This is a genomic window from Streptomyces sp. NPDC001502 (genome assembly GCF_042894785.1).
Taxonomy (GTDB): Bacteria; Actinomycetota; Actinomycetes; order Streptomycetales; family Streptomycetaceae; genus Streptomyces; species Streptomyces kutzneri.
In genome coordinates this window covers 1-21,014 of sequence record NZ_JBIAVW010000003.1, presented here as the reverse complement: position 1 = coordinate 21,014, position 21,014 = coordinate 1, and the positions used below count along the sequence as shown (strand labels likewise).

Annotated in this window: 13 protein-coding genes and 1 pseudogene; 8 read left to right on the top strand and 6 right to left on the bottom strand. The window is 70.2% G+C overall.

The genetic code is table 11. The features are described 5' to 3' along the window. Window positions 1-43: 43 nt before the first annotated feature. Entirely contained in the window at window positions 44-601 is a 558-nt protein-coding gene (locus ACFY0D_RS04965; protein ID WP_390797007.1) for a YceI family protein, read from the top strand. Between the two features lie 189 nt (window positions 602-790). On the opposite strand, the pseudogene ACFY0D_RS04960 reads toward ACFY0D_RS04965, so the two are convergent. The 3 genes and pseudogenes from ACFY0D_RS04960 to ACFY0D_RS04950 all read right to left on the bottom strand — a co-directional run. Further along, window positions 791-955, bottom strand: a pseudogene (locus tag ACFY0D_RS04960) (GMC oxidoreductase); the annotation flags it as partial. A 172-nt stretch (window positions 956-1,127) separates the two neighbouring features. Further along, window positions 1,128-1,520: a hypothetical protein gene (locus tag ACFY0D_RS04955; protein ID WP_390797400.1), complete on the bottom strand. Its 393-nt coding sequence runs from the start codon at window positions 1,518-1,520 to the stop codon at window positions 1,128-1,130. Between the two features lie 78 nt (window positions 1,521-1,598). Continuing rightward, complete coding sequence (locus ACFY0D_RS04950) at window positions 1,599-1,814, bottom strand: hypothetical protein (RefSeq protein WP_390797421.1); 216 nt, start codon at window positions 1,812-1,814, stop codon at window positions 1,599-1,601. Between ACFY0D_RS04950 and ACFY0D_RS04945 the strand changes: the two genes are divergently transcribed. Next, window positions 1,716-3,695, top strand: a complete 1,980-nt coding sequence (locus ACFY0D_RS04945; RefSeq protein ID WP_390797006.1) for a CHAT domain-containing protein — start codon at window positions 1,716-1,718, stop codon at window positions 3,693-3,695. The genes ACFY0D_RS04950 and ACFY0D_RS04945 overlap by 99 nt on opposite strands. Beyond that, entirely contained in the window at window positions 3,692-8,818 is a 5,127-nt protein-coding gene (locus ACFY0D_RS04940; RefSeq protein WP_390797005.1) for a peptidoglycan-binding protein, read from the top strand. Before ACFY0D_RS04945 ends, ACFY0D_RS04940 begins: the two co-directional genes overlap by 4 nt. Before the next feature lie 4 nt (window positions 8,819-8,822). Here ACFY0D_RS04940 and ACFY0D_RS04935 read toward each other — a convergent pair whose 3' ends face one another. Beyond that, on the bottom strand, window positions 8,823-10,352 hold the full coding sequence (locus ACFY0D_RS04935; protein WP_390797004.1) for an esterase/lipase family protein: 1,530 nt from the start codon (window positions 10,350-10,352) through the stop codon (window positions 8,823-8,825). Further along, complete coding sequence (locus tag ACFY0D_RS04930; RefSeq protein WP_390797003.1) at window positions 10,345-12,477, bottom strand: CHAT domain-containing protein; 2,133 nt, start codon at window positions 12,475-12,477, stop codon at window positions 10,345-10,347. Before ACFY0D_RS04930 ends, ACFY0D_RS04935 begins: the two co-directional genes overlap by 8 nt. A 769-nt stretch (window positions 12,478-13,246) precedes the next feature. Between ACFY0D_RS04930 and ACFY0D_RS04925 the strand changes: the two genes are divergently transcribed. Then, window positions 13,247-14,569 carry a hypothetical protein gene (locus tag ACFY0D_RS04925; RefSeq protein WP_390797002.1) on the top strand — a complete coding sequence of 441 codons (1,323 nt, stop codon included), beginning with the start codon at window positions 13,247-13,249 and terminating at the stop codon, window positions 14,567-14,569. Between the two features lie 46 nt (window positions 14,570-14,615). On the opposite strand, the gene ACFY0D_RS04920 is transcribed toward ACFY0D_RS04925, so the two are convergent. Then, window positions 14,616-16,742: a transglycosylase domain-containing protein gene (locus tag ACFY0D_RS04920; RefSeq protein ID WP_390797001.1), complete on the bottom strand. Its 2,127-nt coding sequence runs from the start codon at window positions 16,740-16,742 to the stop codon at window positions 14,616-14,618. Between the two features lie 271 nt (window positions 16,743-17,013). Between ACFY0D_RS04920 and ACFY0D_RS04915 the strand changes: the two genes are divergently transcribed. From ACFY0D_RS04915 to ACFY0D_RS04900, 4 genes are all read left to right on the top strand, one after another. Then, the gene (locus tag ACFY0D_RS04915) at window positions 17,014-18,153 is read left to right on the top strand and encodes an amidase domain-containing protein (RefSeq protein WP_390797000.1); all 1,140 of its coding nucleotides are present in this window, start codon (window positions 17,014-17,016) and stop codon (window positions 18,151-18,153) included. 186 nt (window positions 18,154-18,339) lie between these two features. Beyond that, complete coding sequence (locus ACFY0D_RS04910; RefSeq protein ID WP_390796999.1) at window positions 18,340-19,218, top strand: MetQ/NlpA family ABC transporter substrate-binding protein; 879 nt, start codon at window positions 18,340-18,342, stop codon at window positions 19,216-19,218. Continuing rightward, on the top strand, window positions 19,215-20,231 hold the full coding sequence (locus tag ACFY0D_RS04905; RefSeq protein WP_390796998.1) for a methionine ABC transporter ATP-binding protein: 1,017 nt from the start codon (window positions 19,215-19,217) through the stop codon (window positions 20,229-20,231). The genes ACFY0D_RS04910 and ACFY0D_RS04905 overlap by 4 nt, the downstream gene beginning before the upstream one ends. Further along, window positions 20,228-20,890 carry a methionine ABC transporter permease gene (locus ACFY0D_RS04900; protein WP_390796997.1) on the top strand — a complete coding sequence of 221 codons (663 nt, stop codon included), beginning with the start codon at window positions 20,228-20,230 and terminating at the stop codon, window positions 20,888-20,890. Before ACFY0D_RS04905 ends, ACFY0D_RS04900 begins: the two co-directional genes overlap by 4 nt. The last annotated feature ends 124 nt before the right edge of the window (window positions 20,891-21,014 follow it).

Below are 21,014 nucleotides of genomic sequence, written 5' to 3'. Positions count from 1 at the left end.
TCCCCTCGAACCGCCGCCGGGATCCAGGCTCTACGGAGGCACCTTGACCACGCCGCCCACCCTCGCCGAGCTCACCGGCGACTACATCCTCGACCCCGCTCACACCCGCATCGGGTTCGTCGCCCGCCACGCCATGGTGACCAAGGTCCGCGGTGCGTTCCACGAGTTCGAGGGATCCGCCCGCCTGGACGGCGCCGATCCGGCCCGCTCCACCGCCCAGTTGGTGATCAAGGCCGAGAGCATCGACACCGGCGTCGAACAGCGCGATCAGCACCTGCGCACCAACGACTTCCTCGATGCGCCCGACTTCCCCGACATCACCTTCAACACCACCTCGGTCGAGCCGCGCTCCGACACCGAATACCGCGTCACCGGGGACCTGACCATCAAGGGGACCACCCGCCCGATCAGCATCGACTTCGAGTACACGGGCACCGCAGTCGACCCCTTCGGCAACCGGCGCGTCGGCCTGGAGGGTTCGGTGAGCATCTCCCGCAAGGAGTACGGCGTGACCTGGAACGCGGCCCTGGAGGGAGGCGGCGTCCTGGTCGGCGACAAGGTCGTACTGGAGTTCGACATCTCCGCGATCAAGCAGGACTAGGCCGCCTTCTGGACCAGGTCGTCGGGGTCGCCCCCTCCATCGTCCACGCCCACCAGGATGCCGCCGGGCCTCGTGAAAGGGGGCCGGCCCCTGCCCGCGAGCCGCAGGCGGTCCCGACGACCCCAACGGAGCCCAGGTCACGCGGCATGTGGCGGCGCATGTCCGCGATGAAGGTCGCAGCGGCTGGGGTCAGCCGGCGCAGACACGCCGATAGACGCGCTCCGCCGGCGCGATCACCGTCACGTTCTTGGTCGAGGACGGGACCTCGGGATTGATCGCGGCGTCCACCACCCGAACCCCGCTGACGCCCTTCACCGCACCGACCGAGTCGACGACCGCAGCGCCACATGATCTACCGGCAGAACATTCGGCGCGACTGGTCGGCCGAGCGAGGGACGTTCATCCAGGTACTGAAGTGAAACCACCGCTCCGCTTCCGCGATGACCTGCTCGCCTTCCCAAAGTCGTTGTCGCGTACCCGCGCCGATCGTGCACAGGCCCCTATCCGCAGGTCATCCGACGGTCGTTCAGGACGGGCCGAACAGGATGTCGCGCCGTGTCCGGGTCAGGTGGCGAACGACGGCATCGGGCGCCATGCGGGCCAGCGGGCCGTTCGTGCCGACGTAGCGGCTGAAGGTCACGCCGAGGAGGTGGGCGCCGATGAGGTGGGCGCCGAGGAGGTCGATGCGTTCGTCGGCGTCCGGTCCGGTGATGACGGCGCGGTAGGCATCGGTGCTGCGTTGACACATCGCGATGTAGAGCTGGGTGGCGGCCTGTTCGCCGGAGGTGCGAGGCGGGGCTCGTACGGGTGGCTGGAACGGCTTACCCGTTCCGTCACCGGGAGTTGCAGGAATTCCTGGCCAGAACCACCCCGTGAGGCGAAGACGGTCGCTGTGCCACGCCAAAGGAGCCGCAAGCACCTGGCCGGCGCGCGGCCCGGCTGGTCTCTTCCGCACATACACGGGGCACACTGACCACCTGCACGAGGCGGCGGCGCCTCACGGCCCTGACGCCTCGACGTTGTCGTCCTCCGCCGGATGGACATCCGTGCCCGCCGGGTCGACGATGGGAATGAGGCGATCACGCAGGCGCTGAACCACGAGCGCGGGGCTGATATGTCCACGATCCTGATCCATGTCGGAGACCTCGAAGCGCGGGGTTTTCCCGAGCAACTGTGCGTCGACGACGGCCAGGATCCTGAATGGTTCAACCATCCACGGGCCACTGAGCTGATCCCGAACGACGCACTGGCGCCGCAAGCCGGTTTGATGGACGAGACTACCCGGGCCACGGACCTGCGGTCGACGGGGCGGGGCCTTTTCGGCGCTCTGCTCCCCTCCCCTCTCCGTGAGGTCTGGCAAGCCGAGACCGACCTCCGAGGATCGCGAGTGGTGCTGGACTTCGAGCCGAGCGCCCTTCGCCCGTTGCCGTGGGAACTGCTTTGCACCCCCGCGCCCCTGGAACGCTATCTCTTCGATGACGAGGCGCACCCCTGTGTCCGGGCGCACATCCCCTTCGCCCTGGAGACCGAGCCGCTGACCGGGCCGGTGCGACTCCTCGTCGTCGTGGGCGATCCCTACGACCAGACACTGAACTCGGACAGAGAGCTCGAAGCCATCTACACCGGGCTGAGCACCGTCCCCTGCTGCTGGCAGGTACATGTGCTGCGGGCGCCCGGCAGGGAGGAGACCCGCGATGTCCTCACGGAATTCGAACCGCACGTCCTTCATTTCATCGGGCACGGCAGGCGGGTCGAGGCGGAGCCGACGCTGGAGATCATGACACCGGGCCGGCCTTGGTACCTCAGCGCCGCCTTCGTCGAGGGAGCGCTCGACCTACCGCTGCGGCTCGCGGTGCTCAACGCGTGCCGGACGATGGACGAGGATCCCCAGGCCCTGGTCCGGGAACTCGGTGATGCCTTGTTCGCGCGCAAGACGCAGGCCGTGGTGGCCATGCAGGGCAACATCGCATCAGCCCCCGCGGTGCGGTTCAGCAAGGAGTTCTACGGGCAGCTGGCCGAGGGGAGGGCGCTCGACGAGGCCATGGCCTACGCGCGCAACCGCCTGCATTGGGTGGACGACAGCCATCCCCGCGACTGGGCCATGCCCGTGCTCACCGTCCAGGCCGACCCGGCGGTGGCACTCCAGTGGCCCGAACCCTTCGACCACACGACGGTGACGCGGACACGAGGACCGGAGTTCGAGGGGCCCCGCTGGCTGGTCGGGCGAGGGGACGAGCACTGCAGGATGATGCGCCGGCTGACCAGGACGCTCGAAACGGGCACAGCCGATCTCCTGGCCGTCACGGGAGGCAGGGAAGTCGGGAAGTCGGAGCTGACCCGTTCCTGCCTCCTGACGAGCGCCTGGTGCGGCGTTCCCGTCGTCTACGTAAATCTGGCGAACAAGGGGAACCTCGACCTGCTGAAGCTGCTCGGCCACATCAAGGACGCAGTGCCCACGTGGCTCGGACCGGACGTCGAGAGGGACGTCGAACTGTTCGGCGACATGCTCCAAAGCAGAGAAGACCTCTTCCGGTCACTGCGCCAGGGGAACCCGACGGGTGTCACGGCCGTCGAGGCGCTGCCGCCCCTCGACGCTCGTCCGCACGATGTCCTCGCCTACGAGAACGGGCTCCTCACCGACTTCAAGGCCTTCCTGCGATTGGTGACCCGGGATCCGCTGGTCGCCGGGAAACCGATCCTGCTGGTCCTGGACCATGTCCTTCAGGCCGAAAGACACGGCCACGTCGTGGAACGCCTGTTGAAGCCCGCTGCGGAAGGGGACTTCGACCCGGTCCGTATCGTGGCCGTGGACAGCGGGCTCGATGCGGAACTCGGGCTGCAGCTGGTCGACCTGGTCATGACGGTCAGGCCGTTCGAACGGACCGAGGCGGAGCTCCTCGTCCGCGAGTACTGCGCCCGCAAGCGGGACGTCTACCGGGGACAGCGGCCCGACGACGAATCCTGGGCGGTCTTCACCCGGAGCATGCGGGACGAAGCGCTCAGACGGAAGCAGAGCGGCGATGAGTCCTTCAGCCCCAAGGAGCTCATGGTGTGGGAGCAGATGGCGTACACGCTTCGGCAGGTGACGTCATGACCGGCATGGACGAGGCGGCGAAGCGCCTCGCAGCGGGCGAGGACCTCGCCGACGTCACGGTGTCCTTGATGCCCGAGCCCCTGCGGGGGACGCTGATGCGGTGCGCCCTGGTCGAGGGGTTCGACGAGGCGCAATATGAGGCGGTGCTGCGCGACGACGTCGGCCCGACCCTCGCTGAGCTGGCTCTCCAGCCGTGCGTCGAGCCGCAGCCCGGTGGCGACGGCTCCCTCCAGGTGGGGAGCGGAATCCGGGAAGCGGCCTGGCGGGCCTGGTGGCTCGACGGCGGGGCGGTGCCCGACTCCGTCCCGGTGCCCCGGGCACTGCGTTCCGCCCAGACGCGCATCGCGGAGTACTGCAAGGGCCTGGGCCGGATGGAGGCGGCCCTGCAGGCCCTGGTCGTCTGCGATCCGGACCAGGCAGCCGACTGCTTCGAGCAGTGGTACCGGGAGCGGGACGAACGCTTCGACTTCCCCGGCTGCCAGGACCTGCTCGATGCCCTCAACGAGTCCTGGGCGTGGATGTTCGGTCCGCGTCTGGCCGAACTGCGCAGTGACCGTGACCGGTACCTCCGGTCACGGATGCTCTGGTACGACGCGTTGCTCAGGTCGGGCCCCTACCTGTCCCGACCCGAACTGGAGTCCAGACTGGGCGGGCTGCTGGCCGGCACGCCCACCCGCGCGCTGCGATTGCACGCCGTCGGCGGCATGGGCAAGTCGCTGATGCTCCAGTGGTTCATCGCCCGCCGCTGCGTCGCCGCACCTGCCAGGGTGCCGTGCGCGCTGGTGGACCTCGACGCCGTCGACGCCGTGAACGTCGTCCGGCATCCGTGGCTGCTGGTGCTGGAGCTGGCCCACCAGCTCAACGAGCAGATGCCGGGAGCCCCGTTCCAGGAACTGCTGCGCCGCCACGGGGCATACCGCTCGGTCCTGTTCCGGGATGCCCCGGAACTGGCCCGCTCGGGCGCCGCCGCGCTCGACACCGCCGGGACCAAGTCCGACGCCCGCGACGTCCGCGACCGGTTCCTCAGCGTGCTGAGCGAGGGCCGTTCCGGCACTCCGCTGCTGATCGTGCTGGATGCTTTCGAAGTCGCGGTGCTGCGGCCCCTGGGCGGCGCCGCCGAACTGGTCGACGTCCTCGCCGACGTGTACGCGGCATCGGACCAGGTGCGACTGGTCCTCTCCGGGCGCCTCACGGGCGCCGAGAAGCAACTGCGACGGTTGGGCGAGCGCCTCCCGGAGCAGGACATGGGCTGGCTGGAGATCCCGCCGTTCACCAGGGAGGAGGCCAGGAACTACCTGTCCGGGAAGCGCGGCATCGGCCGTCCGGAACTGGTGGAGATCATCGTGCGCAGGTCACAGGGGGTCCCCTGGCAGCTGGCGCTCTACGCCGATGTGGCGGACTATTCGCCGGACATGTCGGTGGAGAGCGTCGAGAGCCTCGACCCCATGCTCGCGTGGTGCATGGACCGCATCATCGGCAGGATCGAGGACGATGCCCTGCGGTGGCTGGTCCGGTACGGGGTGCTGGCTCGACGGCTGAGCCGGGACTTCGCCGAACGCGTCGTCCTCCCCCGCATGGTCGCGGCGATGCGGGGAAGCAAGGACGACCGCCCCGAGGACGATCCCGGGCCCTCCGGATCCCCACACGCGTTCCGGACCGGGGTGGACCCCCCGCAGGGGCCGGCGGAGTTCGGGCGGCTCTGGGAGAGCCTGAAGCAATACTCGGTCGAGGTGTCCTCCTGGGTGAGCGCTGCCCCGACCGACCCTGACACCCTCGTCTTCCACCCGTGCGTGGCTGACCCGATGCGCCGCCTGCTCTCCGTGCAGCCCGTCTACCGGCTGCTGCACGAGGACGCCGCGCGGTACTACGAGGAGTTGGCCCGGCTCCATCCCCCGGCATGGGCCGCCTGGACCAGGGCAGCGCTCTACCACCGCTTCCAGGCCGACGGACACCTGGCGGCCCCCGCTTGGCGCGAGGCCGTGGCAACGGCCAGGGCCGCCGACCGCTTCCAGGACGTGGCCGAGCTCGCAGGGGAAATCCTCGGACCTGAGTACGTCGACGAGGAGGGGGTGCCCTTGAACCTCGCCGGGGGCGTTCCCGCGCTCGGCCCCCAGTTGCATGCCGAGGCCCATGTGGAACTGGCGTGGGCCCTCGTCCGGCGAGCCCGCAGCGAGGACCTCTCGGGGGGACACCAGCTCTGGAGCAGAGCCGAGCGCAGCGTGGGCACCGTGAAGCGGATCGCGGCGCAGTCCGACGTAGATCTTCCCCCCGTGCGCTGGAACACCGCGCACGCTGCTCTGCTCCTCGCCCGTGGCCGGCCGGAGAGGGCCTCGAAGGTTCTCCGGCCGACCGTGCAGTCCCCCGAGATGTCCGCGGACTACGGCTTCGCACTGGAGGTGTACGCGGAGGCCCTCGGTGCGCTCGGCCGGCCGGACGAGGCGTCAGCAGTGCTCCACCAGGCCCTGGTCCTGGCGCAGTTGACGGGAGACCGGCCGGGTTCGGCCCATCTGGCCCACATGCTGGCCCGGGACGCGGCGACCCGCCTGGCGTACGACGAAGCCCTGCGATGGGTGCGCGCGGCTCCCGGCGACGAGAGCGGTCCGGCCGCCGAGCGTGCCAGGCTGCGTCTCACGGAAGTCGAGCTGGCCTTGCACCTGGGGCTGCCGGCCACGGCCGCACGGCTGGCCGAGACGTCCTCCGGCGATGCGGAGGCACGGCCCCTGGCCCTGGGCGTCGAGGCCCTGCTCGCACTCGGTCGGCCGCGCCGGGCCCGCGCTCTGTGCGAACGCGCCCTGAGCACACGCGTCGGCCTGCCGCCGGAGCAGGAGGCCGCGATGTTCGCCCTGCGCGGGCGGGCCGACATCGAACTCATGCAGGTGGAGCGGGGCATGAGCGACCTGGTGACGGCGCGCGAGCGCTATGCCCGCCTGCAGGACTACGAAAGCGGCGCCGCATGCGCGCTGCACGCTGCCCGGGCTCAGCTGGAAGTGGTCGGCAACCACTGGGAGGCGGCGCAGTTCCTTGACGAAGCGATGCGGCTGAACCACGACGAGAGCAATGCGATCGCAAGCCGGTGCAGCTTGCTGAAGGCGGACTTCATGGCCCGGCACGGGGATTCGGCCGGAGCCACGCGGGTCTGCGGGAACGTCCTGAGACGGCTGGAGGAGTCCGGTGCGGATCCCCTGCTCGTCGTCGAGACGGCCGGGCACGGGCTGGCCCTTCGCAACGACTCGTCGGGGCGGTTCGGCGAAGCCCTGCTCCACGCGGTGCGCCGGGTGGAGCCGGCCAGCGCCCGGCTCACCATGCTGCGCGCGCTCGAACACTGCCCGGAGCCACTCGACGTCGGGCCGGACCTGCTCGCGCTCGTCCTGCCCGACGGGGAGCTGCCCGCGGCGGAGGATCCGGCAGACGCCGGCTGGCTGACCGCACGCGCGGCCACCGCCTACCGCCTCGCAGGACGGCTTGTCGACGCTCGCGCCTGCGCCACGCGCGCGGCCGAAGTCCTCACCCGCGAAGACAGCTTCGCCTGGTGGTGGCTGATCCGGTTCATGGACCTGACCGGGCCTGCCGGCCGGGAAGAACCGGAGCCGCCCTGTCTCCAAGGATACGACGAGTATCCGCTGCTCCAGGCGGCCCATCTCATCGCCGTCGCCCGGCGCTGGGCAGGCCGCGTCCCGCTCGAGCGCACTGCCGAGCGGCTCCGCCTGGCGGACGCCCTGCTCTCACGGGGACCCGTGAACCGCTGGCAGGCGCTGTCCCACGACACGTGGTCCCGACTGCTGGCCGAGACGGGGGAGCACACCGAGGCCGAGGCACACGCGCACGCTGCCCGCGCCGTCCTCGCCGAGCTCGGCGACGAGCGCGAGGTGCCACCACCGCAGGCTCCCGCCCCCGATGAACTCGGCTTTGCACTCCTCCCGGACGGGGCTGTGGTCGTCCACAACGACGGCCGGGAGCTGGGTCGTATGCAGCCGTCGACACTGCTCGCCCGGGCGCTGCACGAGAGGACACAGAGGATGTCTTTGGGCCCGCTCGTCGACGCGATCCTCGCCGACGACCCCCTGGTGCCCCACGCAACCACGATGGAACCCCTCCTGGACCCGGGCCGGACGGAGCCGGTGGATCTCTGCCTGACCGTCGCCCAGCCCGAACTCGCCCAGGTCCCCTGGGAACTCGCGGCAACCGCACACGGCATGCTGGCCACGGACGACAGGGTCCGTTGCATCTACCGGATGCCCCGTACATGGCGGACCGGAACGGTCCGCACCGGTGTCTTGCAAGTGGCCCTGGACCTGCTGGAGGCGGACCCCGGCCCGGTCGACGGGCTGATGGGCCAGCAGACCACTCGTGCGCTGTTCCACGTGCAGCGTTCCCTGGGGCTGGAAGCGGACGGAGTCGCCGACCCGGTCACGTGGGCGAGCCTGCGCGCGGAGCTGTGGCAGCACCGCCACCGCCCCCACGTCCTGGTCCTGCGGCGCGGAGCCGCCCGGCAGCTGGAGTCGCAGCGCGGGCACCAGATGGGAGGGGCCGACCTGGGGGTCACGTACACCCGGGAGGGCTGGGACGTGACGCTCCTGGACGACCCGAACTGGGCTCAGCTCGACCGTCTCATGGCGGGTGCACGAGTACCGGACGTGATCCATGTGAGTGCCACCATGGAAGGGCTGGGCACCGTCCCGTACATCGATTTCGGGGCGTCCACCTACTCCAGGGAGTCCGACTGGGTGAGCGAGGACTCGGACACCATCACCGTGACCGACCTGGACCGCTTCGTCGCCAGGATGCCGGCCGGGCGTCCGGGACCGCTGGTCGTCCTGGACATCGCCCGGCCGGCCCGGCCCAGTGAGCTGGTCCGGCAACTGCTGCTCCGCAACGACTTCGCGCACCAGCTCGCCACCCTGGGCAACACCGCCGTCGTGCTCGCCACGGGGCTCACCCCGCCGGGCGACTCCCGGCAGATCATCGAGCTCGTCACAAAGCTCAGGATCGGCTGGACACCGGCCGAGGTCGCCCGGGGCCTGCAACGGTCGGCATCCGGGGACCGCCTTGAGGGCCTGCCCTACGCGGCGACCGCGCTGATGAGTGCACTGCGGCCGTACGAAATGCTGCCCGTCGGAATCTGACCCGTCAGCTCCCCGGCAACCACTGGGCGAGTCGTATGCGCACCTCCGCGTCCCGGAAGAAGTCGGTGTGCGCCACCCCGCTTCCCGAGGGGATCACGAGGGGATCGCTCACGACGTAAGCGCCCGCACGATGGACGCCTTCGGTCGGCACCACGAGGTCGTTGCCCGTGCCGAACAGATGGTCGGTCAGCCGGTTCAGCGCCCTGATGGCGAGTCCGGCCCCGTCGGCCGGCCCGAAGTCGGAGGTGATGGCGCGCACCGTCCCCGCCGCGGGCACGGCAGCCTCGTTCAGCTCGCCCAGCGCGGACGAGGCGGGGTCCATCGCGGCCAGCCCGTCCAGTCCGCCCAGCGCTCCGGCGGCACAGTGCTTGACGACCTCAAGGACCACCTCCAGCGTGCTGCTCACCATCTCGTCCGGGAGCAGGCAGAGCAGATTGGTGAACGCGTCGAGCAAACGGCCCAGCCGCTGCCGGTCGGCAAGGACGGTGCCCGCGTTGGGGGTGGCGACGTGGATGAGGGTCCGTACGCAGGGGGCCGGTCGGCGGGCGTCCCTTGCGAGGGCTTCGCTGCCGAGCTGGCGGGCCACCAGGCCCCCACGCGAATGGGCGACGAGGTCGAGGGTCAGCGGCCGGTCGGCAGGTAGGTGCTCCAGGAGCCAGCGGGCGTTGTCGGCCGGCTCCAGATGGACCGTCGGGTGGTCGAAGACGAGGACCCGGTCCCGGTATCTCTCGTGGAGATCCTGCAGCAGCTGCCTGTCCGCAGCGATACCGTGGAACCCCGAGTGACACCGGCTGAAGGTGCCGTGCACGAACACGAGGAACGGGCGGTCGGCGAGCTCGGCCAGCCGGTCCGCGGAGACCGTCTCGCCGGCCGTCGGGGTGAGAAAGCTTTCGGGTCCCGTCAGCCGCAACCCGTACGGACGGAACCGCTCCTCCCATCGCCCCACCGCAAACTCCGCCACCCGCCCTGCCACCCGCTGGATCGGAAAGCGCAGGACGTGCAGGACCTTTCGGACGCCGAACCCGGCCAGTCCGCGGTCCTGTGCCCCGCCCGGAAGGCCGAACTGTTCCATCGAGACCCGGAAGGTCTGGACGGCCCCGGCCCGGTCCGTGCCGCCTCCGCCAGCCGCGGTGTCGGACACCACCCAGCGCACCACTCCGGTCGCGTCCACCTCCAGGACGACCTGCCCTTCGTCCTCTCCCGGTGCGGGCACCTGGAGCACCACCCCGGGGGCGGCGGCGTCCGCACGGTCGTGTCCGCCGGGGTGGGCCGGGGCGGTGAGTTCGCTGAGCGGCAGCGTCAGAACCGGGCGCATCCCGGCTTCCTGGATGACGGTCCCCAGCAGCCGTGCCGAGTCGGCAGGCACGCTGTCGGTCACCAGCTGCTCCGCGAAGGCCACCGGCTCGGCCGCCCGTACGGGAGCACCGGCGCCGGCCCACCTCCGCACCTCGCCCACGCGTCCGCCCACGTCCGAAGACCGCAGGACGACACCGTACGGAAGGTCCATCCGTCCGTCCCGTTCGAGCTCAGACATCTTGCGCTCCTTCCCGGTCCCACACGATGGTCAGCCGGGGGTGCCCGAAGAACAGGTAGGCAAGGGGGGTCGAAAGACCCGCGCCTGCCGCGCCCGCGGTGGCCGCGCGCTGTTGCCGTACGTACTCCGCGGGTGCGGTGCCGCCTTTGAGTGCGGCCCGGTAGAAGCCCTCGGCGAACTCCCGGGCGACCTCGTCGTCGACGTTCCACAGCGGTGCGATGACCGCCCCGACCCCGAGGCTGAGGAAGGCGGGCACCATGCCCGCGTTCGAGCCGAGCACGCTTCGGCCCTGCCCCAGCTGGCAGGCGTTGAGGAAGACCAGACGCACCGGGCTGGTCTCGACCCCGCGCACCGAGTACCGGCTCAGATAGGCGCCGTCGGTCATGTTGATGCCGTCCTCCGAGTCGGAGGCATCGAACTTCCCGTGCACGGCGAAGTGCAGGATGTCGTGGCCCGCCCCCGCCCGCAGACTGCCCAGCACCGGCGCGACCAGTGCCTCCACGGCCTCCGCCCGGTACTCCGCGACCAGGTGTTCCGCCTCGGCCGTAGCGTGCCGGAGTTCGTTGCTGTGGTAATCGCCGCTCACCACGGCCATCGCCCGGGCCGTGAGCCGTGCGGGAGGTGCCGCAGTGCGCTGCTGGTCCCCGTACGTCCACCGGCCCACGACGGCCTGCGCACCCAGGTATCCGGGAAGGCCGGCGCCCCACGGCCGGGGCACCACGGCGAGCTCCCAGGGGACGTAGGGGTCCCAGGTGGCGATCAGCACCGTCGGTGGGTTCGTCACCCGGGCGGCGGCGCGCAGGGCCGCCCACACCTCGTCCGGGATCGCCTCCCTGACCTCCAGGCCGATGCCGTGGAGGTGGGTGCCGAGGTCAACGGCCTCCTTGTGGTCCTGAACACCACGCATGACATTGCGCGCCCACTCCGCCTCACCGCCCAGCCTGGTGACGGGGGGCTTCCCTGGCGGCCGTACCTCCAGATGCGGGGACCGGTAGAGCCAGCACAGCTGTGTGCCCCCGGCGTCGTTCGCCGGAGCCACGACGATCTCCAGGTCGGGCCGGGTGCCCGGATCGTCCTCGGGCAGCGCCCAGGTGACGCCGGCCGGCTCTTCCCGGACCTGCGCGGGAGGGACGTCCTCAGGGCCCTCCCCCACCCGTACGGTCCGATGTGCCACTCCGATCACCCGCCCGCCGACCGAGAACACCGCGGTGATGACCCGCTCCCCCGCGTAGGCGCCGTCGTCCGTCGCGCGCATGCGCCGCAGCTGGTAGGGGTACGGGTCGTCCGGGCCGGCCGTCATCTCAAAGCCGAGCGGCTCGCTGCCCAGCACCTCGAACCCGGGTGCCAGCACCTCCACAGCCAGCAGGAACACCCCACTGGGGATGGTGAGCGGGGCGGGCTGGAACACCTCGGGCGACGGAGTCGGAGCCAGCCCCACCCGGAGATCGAAGACCTCCGCCGGAGCAACGCGTCTGGGCGCGTCCAGGCGGGCGTACGCCTCCCTGGTCGCGTCGGGAGTGGTGGCGGGAGCGGGTCGGGACGGCCCGTCGAATGGTGCGGTGGGCGGCTGGACCCGCCGGTCAAGAGGCGGGTCAGGTCTGCCGAGCGGTGCTGGGGGCGGCGGGACCGGCCCGCCGCCGCGGATCGGCCCCCCGCGCAGGTATCGGTCCGACGTCGTCAGCAAGGACGTGAGGTTCTCGTACGGGCCGTACCCCTGCGGGGGCGGATAGGTCAAGGGTGGTCGGCCCAGGTGTGGTGCCACAATCACCAGTTGCCGCAGGGTACTGAGCTGTCCACTCGCATCCTCGGCGTCGAGGCGCTCGTAGACGGCGGCGAGCACGGCGCCCGGTGACACGAGGGTGACCAGGGCACCGAGCCAGTTGGCCCGTTCGGGAACCCGCGGCGGCAGCAGCGGCACCGCGGTCAGCGCCACTCCTGGCAGCTCTTGGACGACCCGGCCCAGCCGTTCCGTGGCCCTCGCCAGCGTGACGTCGTCCCGTTCCGCCGCTGCGACCAGCGTCGTGACCAGCCGGGTGAGCAGGCCCCGGGCCTCGACTGCGGGAAGCGTAGCCAGTGCCGACAGCTCGGGCGGAAAACCGGTGCTTGCCAGCAGCGTGTCCGCCACGGCAGCCGATAGCTCCGCCGCGCCGGTGGCGACCGGAACCAGTGGACCCGTGCGGGTTGGCTCCGGCACCGGAACGGCCCGCGCCAGGGAGCGCTCCGCTGCCTCCTGATGCGGTGACTTGTCGTCAGCGGCCCATCCGGCCAGTACGGAGCGGACCCCCGGGACGGGAAGACCCCCGGCCGCCGCAATCAAGCCGTCCGTCCGATGGTTTTCCGGTCCGAGCATAAGGAGAACGAGCTGACCCACATCCTCAAGGGCTGTCGCATCCAGGGGCAACAGGGCGGCCGCGGTGAGGGCCTCTGTCCGCAGGCGATGGTCCCGGCCCTGCGTGGCCAGATCCAGGAGCGGCTCCAGGTCGCTCGTGGTGACGCATCGGTCCGACACTGCAGACATGGGCTGCCTCCCGATTGCGATCAACAATCGAGGTGCACCGTAGTCGAATCGAAGGACGGGGTCACCGACCTACGACCGCGATTCGCGGCGGCTCCGGATTGTGCCGGTATGCCCAGCCGGCCGGGCTCCGGACCTTGGGCTCCTCCGAGGAGCCCAAGGGGCTTCGGTCCCGCTGTTGCGGTGCGCGTGGGACCACGCGGGCGGCTGGACGTGCGTGGCTCCGCTCGAACGCCCTCCTGTCGGCGCCTGGCTGTGGGATGGCTGTGAATCGACGTACATGAGGGATCTGGAGTGCGGGAGGAGTGCAGACAAGTTCTATATTCGTATGAACCATCCGCACGCGACCCGTCTGCGGTGATGAGGGGGGACGACTGAGATGGTCGACACCGATGCCGCTCCGAGCACCCGCACGGAGTCCCGGAACGTCCGCAAGGTCCGCCGGAAGGCGCAGTACCGCAGACGCCTGGGCATGGGCGTGGCCGTGATCGCTTTGGGCGGGGCCGCTGCGACCGCGGGTGCCTTCATGCTGGGCGACTCCTCGGATACCGCCCCGCGCGACGCGAAGTTCACGACCCCGGGCGGTGCGGCCGAGGAGGCCGCCGCCGCGAAGGGCGCGGAGGAGACCTGGGACGGCAAGACCAAGGTGCTGGGAGACGGCTCCACCTCCTACACCGGGCCACAGCCGGGGCAGCTCAAGCCCGAGCGGCTGAAGCCCGGCGAGAAGCCGCCGCAGTTCGTGGTGTTCTCCTGGGACGGCGCGCTGGAAGGCGACGACCACCTCTTCTCGCACTTCCGTCAGGTGGCCAAGCAGAACAAGGCCCACATGACCTTCTTCCTCACGGGCATCTACCTGCTCCCGGAGGGCAAGAAGGCGCTCTACCGCCCGCCGCAGCACAGCCAGGGCGCGGCAGCGATCTCGTACCCGACCGTCCCGCACGTGCAGAGCACGCTGGGGCAGCTGCGCGGCGCGTGGACCGACGGCAACGAGGTCGGTTCGCACTTCAACGGGCACTTCTGCGGGCCCAAGGGCGGCGGGGAGTGGAGCCCCGCCGAATGGAAGAGCGAGATCGACCAGACGTACTCGTTCATCAAGAACTGGAAGACGAACACGGGGTTCACCAAGGAGGCTCCCCTGCCCTTCGACCCGGACCGGGAAGTGGTCGGCGGCCGCGCGCCCTGCCTGGAGGGCCAGAAGAACCTCCTGACCGCGATCAAGCCGTACGGCTGGCGCTATGACGCGAGTTCCTCCGGAGACTTCCAGCTGTGGCCGTCCAAGCAGGACGACATATGGAACTTTCCCCTCCAGCTCATGCCCCTGCAGGGCAAGGAAGTGCAGGTCCTCTCCATGGACTTCAACTTCCTCTTCAACCAGTCGGGCGACAGCACCCAGGGCGACCCGGCGAAATTCGCCGCTTGGCAGGCGCAGACCCGGGGCTCGTACATGAACGGCTTCAACCGCGTCTACAACGGCAGCCGGGCTCCCATGTTCATCGGCAACCACTTCGAGGACTGGAACGGCGGCATCTACATGAAGGCCGTCGAGGACGTGATGAAGGACGTCTGCCCACGCCAGGACGTCCGCTGCGTGTCGTTCCGGGAGCTGGCGGACTGGCTCGACGCCCAGGACCCCAAGGTCCTGGCCCAACTGCGCACGCTCGACCCCGCGCAGGCGCCGGACTGGGCCCATCTGGTCAAGTAGACGGGCGGGCGGCGTCAGCCGCCCCGGCCTACTTCACCGCCCCGGCCTACTTCACCGCCTTGATGTAGTCGCCCCACAGGCGCACCGCCCGCTCGCTGCCGGGCGTGCCCGGGGCGTCGCCCCCCAGCCCGGTGAGCGGCAGCGGAACCAGGTCGGTGAGCGACATCCGGTAGACCACGACCGCCGTGGACTCGTGCTCGGTGCTGGCCACGAACCAGCCCGCCGTGTTCGCGGCCGTCGTACCGGTCTTGCCCGCCGTACCGGCGTGGGCTTTGCCCACCGTCTTCGCCGACCCCTCGGTGACGGCGTCCCGCAGGGCATCCGTCACCGCGCGAGCGGTCTTGGCCGTCACGGCCCGGGTCGGCTTCGGCGCGTCGAGCGGCACGGCGGCGCCGTTGCGGGTGACCGAGCGCACCGAGTACGGGTCGGTGTGCATGCCGTCGGCGGCGAAGGTCTGGTAGGCGCCGGCCATCCGGATCGCGCTGGGCGTCGAATTCTCCCCGAGGGTGAATGCGGGGATCCGTGGGCCGAGGCTCGATTCGAGCAGCCCCGAGCGCTGGGCGAAGGCCTGCACCCGGTCGAGGCCGACATCGAGGCCGAGCTGGAGCATGGGCGTGTTGACGGATTGGGCCACCGCCTGACGCAAGGTCACCTGACCCCAGTTGCGGCCGCCGTCGTTGTGCCCCTTCACCACCTTGCCGCTGCGGTCCCAGTACGGTCCCTCGGGCGTCTGCACGGTGACCTGGTCATTGCCGTCGTAGGTGTTGGAGGGGGAAACCGGCGTACGGTCCTTGCCGCGCGTGCGCAGCACCCCTTCGTCGAGCGCGGCGGCGTAGACGATCGGCGTGAAAGCCGTGCCGACCGGGATCGTCGTCGCGTTCGACTCGTTGAAGCCCTGCTTCAGGTAGTCGGGGCCCCCGTACACGGCGAGCAGCCGCCCGTCGGGCGCGATGCTCGCCGCGCCGATCTTGGCGTACTTGTCGGTGTCGGGACGCCGCTCGGCGTCGAAGTCCTTCTGGGTCTCCTGGACGGCGGCGGTCAGCGCGGTCATCCGGGCCCGGTCGAAGGTCGTGTAGATCTGGTAGCCGCCGAGGTCGAAGTCGGACTCCTCGATGTGGCCGGCCTTGACCGTGTAGGCCTTGGCCATCTCGACCAGGTAGCCGGTCTGCGCGCCGGGTATTCCGACGAGCGACGCGGCCGAGGGCTCGGGGAACGTCGTGTAGGTGGCGCGCTCGGCGCGCGAGAGACGGCCGGTCTCGACCATGCGGTCCAGGATCCAGCTCCAGCGTTCGACGGCCCGCTCGTGGTTCTCCTTGCCGAGCGTGGGGTCGTAGAGGGCCGCACCCTTGAGGAGGGAGGCCAGGAAGGCGCCCTCGCTGGGATTGAGCTGCGAGACGTCCTTGCCGTAGTAGGCCTGGGACGCGCGCTGGATGCCGTAGGTCCCGCGCCCGAACCAGCTGGTGTTGAGGTAGTCCTGAAGGATCTGGTCCTTGCTCTTGCGATTGTCCAGCTTCACGGCGAGGAGGAGCTCGGTGAATTTCCGGGAGACGGTGCGGTCCTGGTTGAGATAGGCGTTCTTCACGTACTGCTGCGTGATGGTGGACCCGCCCTGGGTCTCGCCGCCCGTCAGCGCGGCGCCCACGGCGCGCAGGACTCCGGACGGCGAGACCCCGGGATCCGAGTAGAAGCTCCCGTTCTCGGCCGCGAGCACGGCTCCCTGAACCTTGGCGGGCACCGTGTCCAGCGGCATCTCCTGGCGGCTGACCCAGCCCGTCCGGGCCATCGTGGAACCGTCGGCCCAGTAGTAGACGTTGTCCTGTTGTTTGGCGAAGGAGTTGAGATCGTCGGGTATGTCTGTGGTCGCGTACGCGATCGTGACGAAGCTCACCATGCCCAGGAACGCGTACAGGCCGGCACCCAGCCACTGGCGCCACGAAGGCGTCCACCTGCGCCAGCCGGTGCGGCCCGGGCGCGGGAAGTCGGGGCGCAGGCGCCGCAGTTGCGTGCGCGCCAGGGCGACGACCGGGCCGAGGGCCCGTGCGAAGGCTTCGAGCCGGACGGAACGCGCCCGTGGTTTGGCGCGCGACCCCGACCTCCCCCGGCGGCCCGGGACGGCTCCGCCGCTGCCCTCCGAAGCCGCCCGCCCGTCCCGAGATCGCCCCCTACCTGCCATATCCTTCCCGCCCACTCCGAATGCCCCCTCTGCTGTGCTTTCCCGCACACCCTAAAGGCACTTGCTGTGAGGCCCGACCGGTGGTCGGCCGGATTACTCCTTGCGCCCCGGAGACGACCCATGGTGATCAAGCGGAGGCAAGTCGACCGGCCTCTGGGGCCACTTCCGCCGGGCAGTCCGGCGACGAAGCGGAACGTGACGAAACAGTCGGGTAGTTGTGCGAAGATTCCGTCCCCCGGTCCGTGTGGACCGGGTGACAAGGGGAAACAGAGTGATACCTAAGAGGTTCAGGCCCGCCGCCATCGCGGCCCTGACCGTGGCCCTGGCGTCCGGAAGCATGCTCGCGTACTCCGCGACCGCGGTTCCCGGACCCCGCGACGCCGACCGTGCCACCGCCGACGCCTTCGCCCGCATGGCGGGCGACGTGCTCTCCCAGCGCACGCAGGCCCTGGTCGAGGACCAGCCGGGGCGTCACGGCTCCGGCCAGGCCGGCGCGAAGACCCGGATGTCGGCCCAGTTGAAGAAGGACGAGGACACCGCGCTCCAGTCGCTGCGGTCCCGCAAGACGCGGCTGGCGGAGCTCGGTGAGGCCTACACGGACGCCGCCACCCGCGTCGTCGTGGACCGGGCCACGGTGACCGGCGGCAAGGCCGTCGTCCAGGTCACCGAGCAGACCACGCTCACGTACAAGAAGCTCCGCGGGGACGAGCCGGCGACGACCGACATCGGGACGCGCTACCAGCTGACGCTCACCAGCAAGCGGGGAGGCGACTGGGAGCTGACCTCGATCACGTCCCAGGAGAACGGCCCCGTCGCGGTCAACGAGCCCGTGGCGGCCAAGGTGAAGGTCGTCAAGGACGACGGGAACCAGTACCCGGACGGCACGCCCGCGTCCACGAAGTACCCCGCGACGCCGAAGCCCAAGGCGAAGACGGGTGGAGCCTACGACTACGCCGCGATGGCGAAGTACGCGGAGAAGTACTGGAGCAACTACAACCCGGCGTACCGGAAGTACAACGGGTCCGGGGGCGACTGCACCAACTTCATCAGCCAGGCGCTGAAGGCGGGCGGCTGGAAGGCCGTTCCGGGTTCCACGTCGGACTACCGGAACTGGTGGTACGACGGCTCCCGCCAGACCGACTCCTGGGTCGGCGTGAACGAGTGGGCCTGGTTCACGCTGTCCAATCAGCGGGCCGCCAACCTGGCCAACGTCTACCAGGCGGACGTGGGAGACATCCTCCAGGTGGACTTCAACCGGGACGGGTCCAAGGACCATTCCATGATGGTGACCTACCGCAGCAGCGCCGGGATGCCGTACCTCACGTACCACTCCACCAACACGTACCGTAAGTCGCTCGCGAGCATCATCGCGTCCTACCCGAACGCGAACTACTACGCGTACCGCACCTGACGGGTGCCCTCGGTTCTCCTGCCACGGCGCCGCCGTGGCAGGAGAACCGGGCTTCGGCACCGCTACCGCTCCACCCTTTCGTTCATTGCAGATTCATGAAGAGAACCTCGGATTCAAAGGTCATCAGATCAATTCGATCTACGATCCACATATCCCTTGGCTCTTCCTCTGCACATGGATCACACAATGATTTCTGCACTGCCGCGTCGGCGTACGCTGTTCGCCGCATCCGCCGTCACCTTCCTCGCGCTCCTGGTATCCGGCTGCGGCGTCGGAGGCGCAGACGCCCACCGCATCCGGGTCGGCGTCTCCGGCGACTCCCCGGAATGGGACGTCCTCGCCAAGGAGGCCAAGAAGGAGGGTCTGACCGTGGAGACGGTCGTGTTCGACGACTACTCGCTGCCCAACAAGGCCCTCAGCGCGGGCGACATCGAGCTCAACGCCTTCCAGCACCTGGTTTTCCTGGCGCAGTCGAACACCGAGAACAAGGCCGACATCGCCCCCATCGCCGCAACCACCGTGGTCCCGCTCGGCCTCTACTCCGGCAAGCACAAGCAGCTCGCGGACCTCCCCGACCGGGCCGAGATCACTTTGCCCAACGACCCTGCCAACCAGGGACGCGGCCTCCGCGTGCTGGAACAGGCGAAGATCATCGAGCTGCGGAAGGACGCCGGACTCTTCGCCACTGCGGACGACATCACCGCCAACCCCAAGCACGTCAAGCTCACTGCGGTGAACGCCCAGCAGACCCCCCGGACCCTCAAGGACGCGGACGCCGCCGTCATCAACGACGGCGTCGCCGAGCTCGCCGGCATCAAGGCCGACACCGCGCTCTTCAAGGACGACCCCGCCGGCCCGCAGTCCGTCCCCTACCTCAACGTGATCGCGGCCCGCGCGGACCAGAAGGACAACGCGGACTATCAGAAGATCATCAAGCTCTACGCATCCCAGGCCGTACAGGATGAGGTCCGCCGCACCAGCAACGGCACCGCCCACCACATCGAGCTGCCCGCCGCCGACCTGCAGGCCGAGGTCGCCCGCATCCAGAAGCAGCTGAAGCGATGACCGCCGCCGTGGAACTGCGCGACGTCGAGAAACAGTTCCCGGGCGGAGCCCGCGCCGTCGACGGCGTCACCCTCTCCGTCGAAGCGGGCACCGTCTTCGGCGTCGTCGGCCACAGCGGTGCGGGCAAATCCACCTTGTTGCGCCTGGTCAACGGCCTGGAGGAGCCGACCTCGGGCAGCGTCCTGCTGGACGGCCACGACCTCTCGTCCCTCGGCGAGCGCCGGCTGCGCCCCATCCGCCGCGAGATCGGCATGATCTTCCAGCAGTTCAACCTCTTCCGCTCGCGCACCGTCCTGGGCAACGTGCTCTACCCGCTGCGCCTCGCCGGGATGGACCGCGCGGCGGCCCGGGCCCGCGCCGAGGAGACGCTGGACTTCGTCGGCCTCGCCGGACACGGAAAGCGGTACCCCGAACAGCTCTCGGGCGGCCAGCGCCAGCGCGTCGGTATCGCCCGCGCACTCGCCACCCGCCCGAAGGTCCTCCTGTGCGACGAGGCGACCTCCGCCCTCGACCCGCAGACCACCGGCGAGGTACTGGCCCTGCTGCACCGCGTCAACCGCGAGCTGGGCGTCACGATCCTGCTCATCACCCACGAGATGGAGGTCGTACGGACCCTGTGCGACCGCGTCGCGGTCATGGAGGACGGCAAGGTGGTCGAGAACGGCGAGGTGTACGAGATCTTCGCGCGGCCCCGCCACGCGACCACCGCCGCCTTCGTCCGCTCCGCGCGGCACAGCGCGCCGGACACCGGGCTCCTGGAACAGTTGCGCGCCCGCCACCCGGGCCGCCTGGTCACACTGCCCGTCGTCGACGGCAGCCCCGCCCTGGACGGCCTCTCGGAGCTCCTGCGCGTCCACGGCGTCGACTTCACGCTCGTCCACGGAGGCGTCGCGGAAGTACGCGGACGCCCCCTGGGCAGCATGACGCTGGAACTGCGCGGCGCAGCGGGCGCAGTCGAGGCGGTCGTCGCCGGACTCGGCGTCCCCGACCGGGTGGAAACGGGTGCCCGATGAAGGCGGACTGGAGCACCTTCTGGCCCAAGGTCCTCGACGCCACCGGTGAGACCGTCTACATGGTGCTGATCACCCTGGCGCTGTCGACCGTCGGCGGACTGGCAGTGGGACTCACCCTGTACGCCACGCGCAAGGGCGGCGTCCTGCCGAACCGGATCGTCCACACGGTCCTGGGCATCCTCATCAACATCATCCGGCCCGTTCCGTTCATCATCGCGATCGTCGCGCTCGCCCCGGTCACGCGCGAGGTGGTCGGCACGATGATCGGCACCAACGCCGCGATCTTCCCGATGACGGTCGTCGCGACGTTCGGGGTCGCCCGCATCGTGGAGTCCAACCTGCTCTCCGTCGAACCCGGCGTGATCGAGGCGGCACGCTCCATGGGCGCGAGTCCGCTGCGGATCCTGCTCACGGTCCTCGTCCCGGAGGCGCTCGGCCCCCTCGTCCTCGGCCTGACCTTCATGCTCGTCGCACTGATCGACTTCTCGGCGGTGGCCGGTACGGTCGGCGGAGGAGGCGTCGGCAACCTGGCGATGACCTACGGCTACCTGCGCTTCGACACGTCGGTGATGGTGGTGACGGTGCTCGTCCTGATCGCCCTCGTGCAGTCGGCGCAACTGCTCGGCAACGTGGTGTCCCGCAAGGTGCTCCGCCGCTGACGTCACGTACCCACGGCGGGGCGCCCGGCCCCCCCGGGGCGGCGGGGCCCCCGGGGGGGCCCCCCGGGGGGGGGCGGGGGGGGCGGGCCCCCCGGGGGGGGGCCGGGGGCGGGGGGGGGGCGGC

Coding starts and splice junctions, on each gene's coding strand:
- ACFY0D_RS04945 (WP_390797006.1), top strand. CDS start 1,716: ATGTCCACGATCCTGATCCATGTCGGAGACCTCGAAGCGCGGGGTTTT.
- ACFY0D_RS04950 (WP_390797421.1), bottom strand. CDS start 1,814: ATGGTTGAACCATTCAGGATCCTGGCCGTCGTCGACGCACAGTTGCTC.
- ACFY0D_RS04940 (WP_390797005.1), top strand. CDS start 3,692: ATGACCGGCATGGACGAGGCGGCGAAGCGCCTCGCAGCGGGCGAGGAC.
- ACFY0D_RS04935 (WP_390797004.1), bottom strand. CDS start 10,352: ATGTCTGAGCTCGAACGGGACGGACGGATGGACCTTCCGTACGGTGTC.
- ACFY0D_RS04925 (WP_390797002.1), top strand. CDS start 13,247: ATGGTCGACACCGATGCCGCTCCGAGCACCCGCACGGAGTCCCGGAAC.
- ACFY0D_RS04920 (WP_390797001.1), bottom strand. CDS start 16,742: ATGGCAGGTAGGGGGCGATCTCGGGACGGGCGGGCGGCTTCGGAGGGC.
- ACFY0D_RS04910 (WP_390796999.1), top strand. CDS start 18,340: ATGATTTCTGCACTGCCGCGTCGGCGTACGCTGTTCGCCGCATCCGCC.
- ACFY0D_RS04905 (WP_390796998.1), top strand. CDS start 19,215: ATGACCGCCGCCGTGGAACTGCGCGACGTCGAGAAACAGTTCCCGGGC.
- ACFY0D_RS04900 (WP_390796997.1), top strand. CDS start 20,228: ATGAAGGCGGACTGGAGCACCTTCTGGCCCAAGGTCCTCGACGCCACC.